The following is an 11,695-nucleotide window of genomic DNA, read 5'->3' on the forward strand; positions in this document are numbered from 1 at the left end:
GATGAAAAGGTTTCTAAAAAATCAATTTTCTTTGTATTTTCATCAACATGGGCATAGATAACGGTGTTTTTGTCCAATCGGATTTCGGTTAATGCAGCACCTTCGGCATCTTGGGTTTGTGCCAATTTGATTTTGGGAAATTGGCGTTTGACTTGCGACAGGGTTTGTCCCAATTTTATGCTGCCTATGCTGTTTGCCGTCAGGGTACAGGCTGCTGCCTGAATGTGGCAGGCTGAAAACAATAATGTCAATAAAATAAAGGATTTTTGCATGATTTTAACCTTTCAGGCAGCCTGAAATTCAAAATGTGATGTCCATCGGCAAGACTTCGCGCACTTTGCCATTTTCAAACACAAACAACACCGTATAACTTCCCGCACCATCGCTGTTCCAAGCCTGCAAATACAGGCGTTTGCGCTTGCTGTCGTACTGGCAAATGTGGTCTATGCCTTTGTCCATGCCTTCAAAATAGGGGTTGAACAGGTGTTCAAAGGCGGCTGGGGCGATGACGTGGCGGTGACCGTTTTGCACCAACGTCATGGACGTGTAGGCGGTTCTCGGAATGCTACCGTCTGTGCCATACATGGTTTTGCCTTTGTAAGTATGCAAAATGGGATATTCGCTGTTTAAATTCTTGCCGCCAAAGTATTTTTTATGGGCGGCGTAATCAAATTTGCCCATTTCCACATACAGTTGCACATCGGAATGGGTGCAGGCAAAACCGCGTACGCTTTTTGTATGGTTTATCGTTTTGCCGCTCAATTCGCGCACGCGTGAGTGGTGCAACCAGCCGTCTTGGAGCTGGTTTTTGTCATCATGGTGGCGCACAAAAAGCCAGTTTTTCGGTGGCGTGTGCGGTGCGGCATTTGACATGATGTAGACAAAACGCCCATTGTAAATGCGCGTCATCACGCGGCTTTGCGTGTTGGCTTCGGCGCGGAGATTGGTGTAGCCGTCTGTGTCGTGGATTTCAACAAATTGGGCTTGTGCGGACAATGCCATTGTCATCATGATTGAAAAACACCATTTTTTCATGATTTTAACCTTTCAGGCTGCCTGAAAAAAGTTTATTTGTTTTTGCGAACATGTTTGCAGGCTGCCTGAACAAAAGCGTGTTTGCCGTGCATTTGCGCGTATTGGTAATCCAAATTCAGCGAAACATCGCCTTTCAAATGACGAAATTGGGCAAACTCGGCGGGCGGTTTTTCATCGTATAACTGATTTTGCACAAAATTCACGCTGGCGGTGCGTGCGGCAAAATGGGATTGTTTACCGCAATCCATTTGCCACCATTCGCGTAACACAGGTTTGCCGTTTTGTCGCATTTCAATGGCGACTTCGTGGGTAGTTTTGCCTGTGGCGCGTATGCTATCGGGGTAGAGCACGGTTTGGTGTTTGCCTAAAATGCTGGGGTGTTCAAGGTCTTCGCGATTGGCAACCGACAGCGTTTTACCTTGAATGCCCAACAAACGTGCGGCATTTGGGTTGGCGCGTTTGGCTTGTTCGCTGAATTGGGCAAAGGCGTTTGCGCTGCTCAACAGCAATAGGGACAACAGGATTTTGTGCATGATTTGTCTCCATAAAAAATGTTTCAGGCTGCCTGAAAAATCCCACTATTCTTGTGGCGCACCAATTGTCCAAAAATCATCGGGCAAAGGCTCGTGTTGCACAGGCGCGACATCGGGTGCTGCATTTTGTGCTGGTACAACAGGCTGCGGATTGGGCTGATTGTTGTTTTTAGGCTGCGTTGCAGGCGTGTTTTGCTTGCTTTGATTGATGAAATCAATTTCGGCTGGATTGGGTTGCTTGTCCGTTTTTTCGTTTTGTTGTTTGGCGGTGGCTTTGATTTTTTCTTTCTTTTTGCGTTTGTTTTGGGTGTTTTTGTCGCTGGTGTTTTCTGGCTGCGGTGCTTTGTTGGCATCGGGTGCAGCAACGGCTTGGCTGGCTGAAACAGCTTGGGGTGTATCAGCATTGGGGGTAGGGGGTGCGACAACGGGGGCATTAGGCACATTGCTTGGTGGTGTGGCGGTATTGGGTGCGGCAGGTTCATTCATGCCCAAGCGCTGACACACTTCCTTAATCACGCCATCATCGGGTTGCGCCAACAATTTCATTTGCTTGGTCGAAAATTTGACAATTTTTGTTAACACTATTCCTTAATCTTCAATTACTTGTGGTACAATATACAAACGCTCGCGTACTTCGGGGGCAACGGTTTGGTATGCAGCAGCGCGGTCGGTTTCGGTAATTTGGTCTTCACGCAGACGCAAGGCCACTTCATGCGGGTGCGACATCGGCTCAATACCATCGGTATTGACACTTTGCATTTTTTCTACCAAGTTAAAAACGGCATTGAGTTTATCCAAAGTTGCCGTTTTTTCGTCATCATTCAATGCCAAACGCGACAATTTGGCGATTTTTTCTACATCGTTCATAGTTAGAGACATGGTTAAATCCTTAAAATTTCGTTTTGTGATTGTGTGATTTAGGGTATCATTGCGCGTTATTTTTATATTGCGCAAATACAGGGCGCGATTATAACCTAAAACAGATTGCCAAGCATGACGATTTTGGGGCAGCATTGCTACATCGGCATGAAATTACTTAATTGTTTCAATTCATTATTTCTAGGATTTTTTATGTTGCATTTTATTACACGCTATTTCTCCAATGATTTGGCGATTGATTTAGGCACAGCCAACACTTTGATTTACATTAAAAACAAAGGTATTGTATTGGACGAGCCATCTGTGGTAGCTGTGCAAACCGACCATTTTGGTAAGAATGACACTTTGGCTGTGGGCGCAGAAGCAAAAAAAATGTTGGGGCGTACACCTGGTAGTATTCAGGCGATTCGTCCTATGAAAGATGGTGTGATTGCGGATTTTAATGTTACTGAAAAAATGCTTAAAGAGTTCATTCGTAAAGTGAACAACAGCAAGTGGGCAGCTGCGCCGCGCATTGTGATTTGTGTGCCTTGTGGTTCAACACAGGTGGAACGTAAGGCAATTCGTGATTCAGCTTTGGCCGCAGGTGCATCCAGCGTGAATTTGATTGAAGAGCCTATGGCTGCGGCGATTGGTGCGGGTTTGCCGATTGAAGAACCAACTGGTTCTATGGTGGTAGACATTGGTGGTGGTACAACCGAAGTAGGTGTGATTTCACTCTCTGGCGTAGTGTATTCGCATTCGGTGCGAGTGGGGGGGGACACGTTTGATGATGCAATTATCCAATATGTACGCCGTAATTATGGCATGTTGATTGGTGAAGCCTCAGCTGAAGAAATCAAAAAACGTATTGGTACGGCATTCCCAAGTGCAGAAGTAATGGAAATGGAAGTGAAAGGGCGCAATTTGGCGGAAGGCATTCCACGCGCGTTCACGATTACGTCCAATGAAGTTCTAGAAGCATTGGCTGACCCATTGAGCCAAATCGTGCAAGCAGTACGCAATGCACTTGAACAAACGCCACCTGAATTGGGTGCGGATATTGCTGAACGTGGTTTAGTATTGACGGGCGGTGGTGCTTTATTAAAAGGACTTGACCGCTTGCTCGCGGAAGAAACAGGATTACCTGTGCTGATTGCAGAAGATGCACTTACTTGTGTGGCACGTGGTTCGGGTAAGGCTTTGGACTACATTGGCAAACTTAATTCGGTGTTTGTGAGCAATCCTTAATTTTCAATCGTCAAGGCTGCCTGAAAACAGGATAATTGGGTAAAGTTGGGGTTTTCAGGTGGTCTTTAATCACAAAACAGGCTGATAATGACAACTTCATTTCAGACTGCCTGAAAGTAAATGTTCAATCTATTATGTCTGACCCATCTTTGTCTTTTGCACGCCGTGGCATCAGTTCTGTTAATAAAGTGATACTGTTGTCTTTTGTTGCCATTGCACTTTTGATGCTTGATAGTCGTTTTGCGGCAGTACAAACCGTTAAGCGTTATGCTGCTGCTGCTTTGTATCCCCTTCAATGGCTTGCTAACCAACCTGTGGAGTGGTATGAATACAGTAGCGCGTTTTTGCAGTCGCAAGCTTATCTATTGGGCGAAAATCAACGTTTGGTTCAGGAAAATGCGCGTTTAAAAATGGAAGCGCATCATACTGATGTGCAACGTCAAGAACTTTCGGATTTGAAATCATTGATGGTTTTACATCATCATGGTTTACCTGTTACTGTTGCTGCCGAAGTGATTTCAGATGGTAAAGAACCTTTATCCACGCGCATCATCATCAATAAAGGCAGTCGTGATGGTGTACAGCAAGGTGATGCGGTGGTGGATCAATATGGTTTGCTGGGTCAAGTCAGTCAGGCACACCCATTAACTGCGGAAATTACTATGCTGACTGACAGCAATATCGTAATCCCCGTGATGTTAGCACGCACACACATTCGTTCTTTGGCGCATGGAGGTGGTGGCAAAATTGCTTTGCGTTATTTCCCTACTGATGCCGATTTGAAAATTGATGATGTGTTGGTAACATCAGGCATTGACAGTGTTTATCCAGCTGGTATTCCTGTTGCTTCCGTTACACAAATAGGACGCAATGCGGGTACACCTTATTACCGTGTTGATTTAAAACCCATGGCAGCGATGCAAAAAAGCAAATACGTTTTGGTTTTGCCACAAACCAGCCTGCCTGAAACCCTTTCTGCGTCTGCTGCTTCCGCAGTTGCCACTTCTATACCTTAACATGAATGACAACGACAATTTTTACAGCCGTGTGCCTTTGCGACTGATTTACATCAGTTTGTTGCTTGCTATGTTGTTTGACTTTATCCCGTTTTCAGGCAGCTTGTTTTATTGGCTGCCTGAATTTAGCGCGTTGATGTTGTACTACTGGCTTATCAATCGCCCACAAAATGTAGATGTGGGGACAGCATTTCTCATTGGCTTATTGGTGGACATTGGCACGGCTGCGCCTTTGGGGCAACATGCATTAGCATACATTCTATCAGCACATGTGATAATTCGTTATCGCCGTCAAATTGTATTGTATAACTATGGTGCGCAAGCTGTAATGGTTGCGGGTGCGTTGATGGTAGCGGAAATCGTATTGGTATTAGTGCGTCTGCGCTTTGATAACCGTTTTTCAGGTTGGTTCACGTTTATTTCGCCATTTATTGGTGCGTTTTTGTGGCCACTCATCAATAAAATCATGGTTTCCATTTTGAACTTCCGTCAGTTGCGTCGATGAAAAAAACTACTCACCATTCAGGCAGCCATACTTTTTATGCCCGCACCCGTCAGCGTGATTTTATTTTGCGTTTGATGGTGGCGTTTTTGGTCATTGTGTTTTTCTTTGGTATTTTGGCAGCGCGTTTTTTCTATTTGCAAGTACTCAAACACGATGATTACTTGGTAAAAGCCACCACCAATCGCATCAGTTTAATTCCCATTCCTCCCATTCGTGGTGAAATTACCGATGTAAACGGTGTGGTTTTAGCACGCAATTATCCTGCATATTCATTGGAGATTACCCCCAATCAAATTGAAGGCAAAATGAACGATTTGATTGAACGTTTACGGGTTTATGTTGATATTAGTGAAGCGGACATCAAACGTTTTAACAAGCTCCGTATAGACCTGCGTGCTCATGATAAAGTGCCACTTAAAATGAAACTGACATCAGATGAAGCATCGCGTTTGGCGGCACGTTTATATTTATTTAAAGGTGTAGAAATCAATGCGCGTACTTTCCGCGAATACCCATTTGGTGCATTAACGGCACATTTTTTAGGCTACATCGGACGCATCAGCGACAGCGATGCCAAGAAACTGGAAGAAAACAATCGAACTGCAGCTTATCGTGGTACAACACACATGGGGAAATCAGGCTTGGAAGCCTATTATGAAGAACAATTACACGGTTTACCTGGGTATCAAGAAGTGGAAAAAGATGCAGCGGGCAATATCATTCGCGTGATTCATTCTGAACCACCGCAAACAGGCCAAACCCTGCGTTTATCTATGGACATCCGTGTGCAACAAGAAGCGCAGCGCATTATGGGGCGCAAGCGTGGTGCATTGATTGCGATAGACCCGCAAACAGGCGGGGTATTAGCATTCGTATCTAACCCCACTTTTGACCCCAATCTGTTTATTGATGGCATAAACAGCGATAATTGGAAAGCTCTCAATGAAAATTGGGAGAGTCCTTTAATTAATCGTGTAACACAAGGTTTGTACCCACCTGGTTCCATTTTTAAACCTTTTATGGGTATGGCATTGTTGGAAAGTGGCAAAATTGGGCAGCAAACCGTTGTACCTGCACCTGGTGCATGGAGCATACCAGGTACCACCCATTTATTCCGTGATTCAGTTCGCAGCGGACACGGTTCAGCCAACTTGTCCAAAGCAATTCAAGTTTCTTCGGATACTTTTTTTTATCGTTTGGGTTTTGAGCTGGGTATTGAAAAAACCGCACCTTACTTGGCATCATTTGGTTTAGGTGAAAAAACAGGTATTGATTTGCCCAATGAATACAAAGGGGTGTTGCCTACACCAGAGTGGAAAGCCAGACGTTTTGCCAAGCTGCCTGAAAACCGCCGCCGTTGGAACATTGCAGAAATGGTGCCTGTGAGCATAGGGCAGGGCTATAACACCTACACACCTTTACAAATGGCACATGCGACTGCTATCTTGGCAAATAATGGTGTCGTGTTTCGTCCACACTTGGTTAAAGAATTATTAGACCATGAAAATCAAAAAATTACTGTAATTGACCCCAAGCCAGAACGTCAATTACCTTATTCACAAAGCAATTTTGAATATGTAAAACGTGCTATGCAACGTGTTTTACAGCCAGGCGGTACCGCCCGCGCGATTGGTAGTAGCTTGCAATACAGCATGGGGGGAAAAACTGGTACGGCACAAGTGGTACAAATCGCACAAGGTAAAAGCTATAATGCTGCCGCATTGCGTGAGCAACACCGCGACCATGCTTGGTTTGTGTCTTTTGCGCCAGTAGAAAAACCACAAATTGCGATTGCCGTTATTTTGGAAAATGCAGGTTGGGGTGCCAATGCTGCACCTGCTGCACGCCAATTAAGCGATTTTTATTTACTGAAATTTAAAACAAACCAATTAGAAAGCACAATACAAGGTGCTCGGCATACGGCTAATCCCTTGTTAGAGCAAAGTAAATCAGCGGTTTCAGGCAATCACAAATCGGTTTTATCGGCTTTTGAAGCTGCTAAAAAACAAACCCCAAATATTCAAGCAGCTCCTGCTGCATCAACTGCTGCGAGTGCTGCACCATGATGAGTGAAAAAGACAGCAACTTACTGGTCAAAATCAAACGTGCTTTATGGGATCCGCTTGATCCATGGTTGTTTTATGCCTTATTGGCAGTTTACTTGATGAGCATGTTTTTGCTGTATTCAGCAGATGGACAAGACATCGGACGTTTGCAAAACAAAACCATACATACAATATTGGGTGTGATTTTATTGCTTACCATAGCACGTATTCCCCCAAAAACCTTATCGTGGTTCGCCTTACCTTTGTATGTGATGGGTGTGGTTTTATTATTGGGCGTACATTTTTTCGGTATTACGGTAAACGGTTCAACACGTTGGCTTAATTTGGGTTTTATTCGCATTCAACCATCAGAAATCATGAAAATCGGTTTGCCCATGACTGTGGCATGGTTTTTCCAGCGTTATGAAAGCAAACTGGCTTGGTATCATTACATTGTTGCGATAGCCATTATTGTGATACCAGGTGGGTTAATTTTAAAACAGCCTGATTTAGGAACAGCAACGCTGATTATGGCATCAGGCATGTTTGTGATTTTTTTTGCAGGTCTACCTTGGAAAGCATTATTTGCTTCTGTAGTTTTATTTGCCGTATCTTTACCCTTGATTTGGAATTACGGCATGCATGACTACCAAAAAACGCGAGTATTAACTTTGCTTGACCCCAGTAAAGATCCACTTGGCGCGGGCTACCACATTTTACAATCCATGATTGCCATTGGTTCGGGTGGGGTATGGGGAAAAGGTTGGCTCAATGGTACGCAAACCCATTTAGACTATATTCCCGAAGCCACTACTGATTTCATTTTTGCTGTATACAGCGAAGAATTTGGTCTTATTGGCAATATTTTGTTATTACTGGTTTATATATTGATATTGGGACGCGGTTTGTACATTGCAGCCAAAGCGCCCACGTTGTACAGTCGCACATTGGCAGGTGCTTTAACCATGACTTTTTTCTGCTACGCTTTTGTGAATATGGGTATGGTCAGCGGCATTTTACCTGTGGTTGGTGTACCATTGCCCTTGGTTAGTTATGGCGGTACGGCAACACTGTCCATCATGTTCATCATGGCTTTGATGATGGGTATTGCACGAGAAGGACGAGAACGCCAATATTGAGAATCTCTTTAATATAAAGTGGGATTTTCAGGCAGCCTGATGATTGATGTAGCAAAAAATTGCGGTTACCTGAATATTCATGAGATTGTGTATAAACTGGCTGCCTGAAAAAGTTGTACACTTTCATTTTCAGGTAGCCTGAAACAGGAAAACCACCATGAGTTTTGAAATCAGTAAAATCTTGCTTGCGCTCTTGGTTTTGATTAACCCATCAGGCGCACTTTCTGTTTACTTAGAGCTAACACGACAATACAGCCGCCGAGAACGCCGTCGAGTAGCACAAATTGCAGGTCTTTCTGTGTTTCTCATTATTGCCGTATTTGCCATATGTGGAACATGGTTGTTGAATGCTTTGGGTATTTCCGCAGGTTCATTTCGTGTTGGTGGTGGTATGCTCATGTTTTTGATTGCGGTTTCTCTAATGAACAGTGGTGTCAATCCTGCCAAACCCGATATTGGCACAGATGACAGCCATGAAATTCATTTGAAATCTACACACCCAGCACCTGCCACCATTGCCGTTGTGCCACTTGCCATGCCCATGATGGCAGGACCAGGCGGCATCTCTACAGTGGTCATTTATGCCACAGCTGCAACGAGTGTACAACAAACGCTTGCCATTATTGCAGCGGGAGCGTTAGTCGCATTGTTTTGTACCGTTTGTTTATTGCTTGCCGAACGCGTAAGTGGACTTTTAGGGCAAACGGGTTTAACCATACTCAACCGCATCATGGGTATGCTTTTAGCAGCCATTTCTGTGGAAATAGTGGTAGCAGGTCTGCGTAATTTGTTTCCACAACTGGCTGCCTAAAAATCAAATATGTGTTTTTAGATAACCTCTATACAGAAAGGCTGCCTGAAAAATGTCTGCCACAACCTTAACCAAATCGGTACTTGTTTTACACAGCGCAGAACAAATGTTTGCTTTGGTGGACAGAGTAGAAGACTATCCCAGATTTCTACCTTGGTACGGCAGAACCGAAATCATCGCACGTACCGAAACCGAACTAAAAGCCCGCATTTTTATGAATTATATGGGAGTACATCAATCTTTTGCCACGCATAACCACAATACACCGCCCCATGAAATCCGCATGAGCTTATTGGAAGGACCATTTAAAAGCCTTAATGGTACATGGCGTTTTATTCCATTAGGCGATGATGCTTGTAAAATTGAATTTACTCTAAATTATGAATTAACAGGTTTATTGGTACGTTTACTGAACCCTGTATTCAGCAGCGTAACAGGCAAATTGGTTGATGCTTTTGTACAAGAGGCCAATCACCGCTATGGCGTATAATAAATCCACAATATGAACAACAGCATAGAAATAGAAATTGTTTGTGGCGATGCCCAAAAACAAAAACTTTACCGTTTGAATGTCAGCCTTCAAACCACAGCACGTCAAGCTGTTTCAGGTAGTATGGCAGCACAAGATTTTCCCGCAATCGACATTGCCACTGCACCACTGGGCATTTTTGGCAAAGTCATTCAAGACGATATTCAACTGCAAAATGGCGACCGTATTGAAATCTATCGTCCATTGTTTGCTGACCCCAAAGAAGCACGGCGAAAACGAGTGGAAAATAAGAAAAAACAATCGTCTTAAAAGCCATATTTACAGTCGTTCAAGATGAGTACAGATAAGGCTTGGCAATACTGTATGATTTGTATTTTAAACAACCAAACTCGGACAGTTTTCCGAGTGGTATACTGTCTGAACAGATGCAAGCAAACTTTGATTTTTCAGGCAGCCTGTGGTACGAAGGTTGTTATTTTGCTCATCTTAAACTCTGCTTGACCAAACAATTTGAAATAACCAATTTAAAAGGAGAAACCATGACACGCCCTTTCTTTTACAATATCATTTTTTTGACTCTATTTTTAGTGTCTTGTGCCAGCCCGTCTTATGTTTATTCCATTCAAAGAGTGCCAAATACTGTATATCATCAACCAGTTCAAAACCAAACCACACAAGCATTCAATCAAGCAGTTGCTGCCCCCATTTCACAAACTGGTTATTTGGCAAACCCCAATGTACAGGCTTTTATGCGTTATCAAAACCAAGTTCACGGTTTGGATACGCAGTATTTGAATAATTTCTTTGCCCAAGCAGCGTATCGCGGTAACATCATTGACATAATGAATCGCCCATCTACATCGCGTCCTTGGTATGAATTTCATAAAAACAATGCCAATGCCACCAAAATTGCCGCAGGCAAAAAATTTTACCAAACACATCAAGCTGTCATTGATGCAGCAGCAGCGCGTTATGGCGTCCCCCCCGAAGTGATTGTTGCCATTATTGGTATTGAAACCCATTATGGTAGCAATACAGGCAGCATACGCGTTGCCGATTCTTTGGCAACTTTGGCATTTGATTATCCACGCCGTGCTGCATTTTTTCAAAAAGAACTGAGTGAATTTCTCAAACTGGCACAGGAAGAGAAACGTAGTCCATTTGAATTTATGGGTAGCTATGCAGGAGCAATGGGATTACCACAATTTATGCCATCTAGTTTCCGACAATGGGCAGTGGATTTTGACCTTGACGGTCGCCGCGACATTTGGCGCAGTGTCCCAGATACCGCAGCATCGATTGCTCATTATTTGAAACAACACGGTTGGCAAACAGGTGGACGCATGGTCATTCCTGTTTCCATGCCTTTAACCCCGCAATTATTGTCAATTGTGGAACAAAAAACTGCCTTAACCTACACAGTTGGGCAGTTACGCCAAATGGGTGTGATGCCACAACAAACTGTATCAGACCAAGAGCGTGCAGTATTATATCGTTTAGAAATTGCCCCTAAACAATTTGCTTATTTTATTGGTTTGAACAATTTTTACAGCGTATGGCATTACAACAACAGTCGAATGTATGTTACGGCAGTGCGTGATATTGCCAATGGCATACGCAATAGTCATTTATGATTACCGTTTAACATATTAAAGCAACGATATTCGTTAAACTTGGCATGAAAAAGAGCGGATTTGATACCCGCTCTTTTTCATTAATATTCATTGATATAACAAAATGCCCCATTTCAATCATTTGAAATTGAAGCAGATACAAACCTTTTAGCTTAAAGATTAGCTCTAATAAATTGTTATGTATTGTTTGCCAAAAAGCAAAATTAATATTTGACAGGAAGTCTAAATAGAGAACTTGGGATAAATGTGAAATCTTAATCTACGCTAGTCTCAAAACAAGCTGCCTGAAAATATATACAACTATTTTCAGGCAGCCTGAATTTCAAATTAACGGAATGTGGGGATTAGAAACCGCCCATGCCACCCATACCGCCCATG

13 protein-coding genes and 1 pseudogene are annotated in these 11,695 nt (G+C 43.4%); 9 read left to right on the forward strand and 5 right to left on the reverse strand.

Annotated features, from left to right (window positions below; translation table 11 throughout):
• From Q4B82_RS08190 to gatC, 5 genes and pseudogenes are all read right to left on the reverse strand, one after another.
• Positions 1-272: pseudogene (locus Q4B82_RS08190) on the reverse strand (hypothetical protein); the annotation flags it as partial.
• A gap of 28 nt (positions 273-300) precedes the next feature.
• On the reverse strand, positions 301-1,035 hold the full coding sequence (locus Q4B82_RS08195; RefSeq protein WP_303065961.1) for a hypothetical protein: 735 nt from the start codon (positions 1,033-1,035) through the stop codon (positions 301-303).
• A 32-nt stretch (positions 1,036-1,067) separates the two neighbouring features.
• Entirely contained in the window at positions 1,068-1,568 is a 501-nt protein-coding gene (locus Q4B82_RS08200; protein ID WP_303065962.1) for a hypothetical protein, read from the reverse strand.
• Between the two features lie 45 nt (positions 1,569-1,613).
• A complete protein-coding gene (locus tag Q4B82_RS08205; protein ID WP_303065963.1) occupies positions 1,614-2,114 on the reverse strand; it encodes a hypothetical protein in 501 nt (166 codons plus the stop codon).
• Between the two features lie 42 nt (positions 2,115-2,156).
• Complete coding sequence (gatC, locus tag Q4B82_RS08210) at positions 2,157-2,447, reverse strand: Asp-tRNA(Asn)/Glu-tRNA(Gln) amidotransferase subunit GatC (protein WP_303065964.1); 291 nt, start codon at positions 2,445-2,447, stop codon at positions 2,157-2,159.
• Positions 2,448-2,639: 192 nt separating this feature from the next.
• Here gatC and Q4B82_RS08215 point away from each other — a divergent pair, with 192 nt between their 5' ends.
• From Q4B82_RS08215 to mltB, 9 genes are all read left to right on the forward strand, one after another.
• A complete protein-coding gene (locus Q4B82_RS08215) occupies positions 2,640-3,677 on the forward strand; it encodes a rod shape-determining protein (RefSeq protein WP_303065965.1) in 1,038 nt (345 codons plus the stop codon).
• Positions 3,678-3,811: 134 nt separating this feature from the next.
• Positions 3,812-4,693, forward strand: a complete 882-nt coding sequence (mreC, locus tag Q4B82_RS08220) for a rod shape-determining protein MreC (RefSeq protein WP_303065966.1) — start codon at positions 3,812-3,814, stop codon at positions 4,691-4,693.
• A gap of 1 nt (position 4,694) precedes the next feature.
• On the forward strand, positions 4,695-5,198 hold the full coding sequence (gene mreD / locus Q4B82_RS08225; RefSeq protein WP_303065968.1) for a rod shape-determining protein MreD: 504 nt from the start codon (positions 4,695-4,697) through the stop codon (positions 5,196-5,198).
• Positions 5,195-7,264 carry a penicillin-binding protein 2 gene (mrdA, locus tag Q4B82_RS08230; RefSeq protein ID WP_303065969.1) on the forward strand — a complete coding sequence of 690 codons (2,070 nt, stop codon included), beginning with the start codon at positions 5,195-5,197 and terminating at the stop codon, positions 7,262-7,264. The genes mreD and mrdA overlap by 4 nt, the downstream gene beginning before the upstream one ends.
• Positions 7,264-8,382 carry a rod shape-determining protein RodA gene (gene rodA, locus Q4B82_RS08235; RefSeq protein ID WP_303065970.1) on the forward strand — a complete coding sequence of 373 codons (1,119 nt, stop codon included), beginning with the start codon at positions 7,264-7,266 and terminating at the stop codon, positions 8,380-8,382. Before mrdA ends, rodA begins: the two co-directional genes overlap by 1 nt.
• A 157-nt stretch (positions 8,383-8,539) precedes the next feature.
• A complete protein-coding gene (locus tag Q4B82_RS08240) occupies positions 8,540-9,193 on the forward strand; it encodes a MarC family protein (protein ID WP_303065971.1) in 654 nt (217 codons plus the stop codon).
• Between the two features lie 52 nt (positions 9,194-9,245).
• The gene (locus Q4B82_RS08245) at positions 9,246-9,683 is read left to right on the forward strand and encodes a type II toxin-antitoxin system RatA family toxin (protein ID WP_303065972.1); all 438 of its coding nucleotides are present in this window, start codon (positions 9,246-9,248) and stop codon (positions 9,681-9,683) included.
• 12 nt (positions 9,684-9,695) lie between these two features.
• A complete protein-coding gene (locus Q4B82_RS08250) occupies positions 9,696-9,992 on the forward strand; it encodes an RnfH family protein (RefSeq protein WP_303065973.1) in 297 nt (98 codons plus the stop codon).
• 230 nt (positions 9,993-10,222) lie between these two features.
• On the forward strand, positions 10,223-11,317 hold the full coding sequence (mltB, locus tag Q4B82_RS08255) for a lytic murein transglycosylase B (RefSeq protein WP_303065974.1): 1,095 nt from the start codon (positions 10,223-10,225) through the stop codon (positions 11,315-11,317).
• Positions 11,318-11,695: the final 378 nt, after the last annotated feature.

The organism is Alysiella sp., assembly GCF_030525755.1.
In the GTDB taxonomy this organism is placed as follows: Bacteria; Pseudomonadota; Gammaproteobacteria; order Burkholderiales; family Neisseriaceae; genus Simonsiella.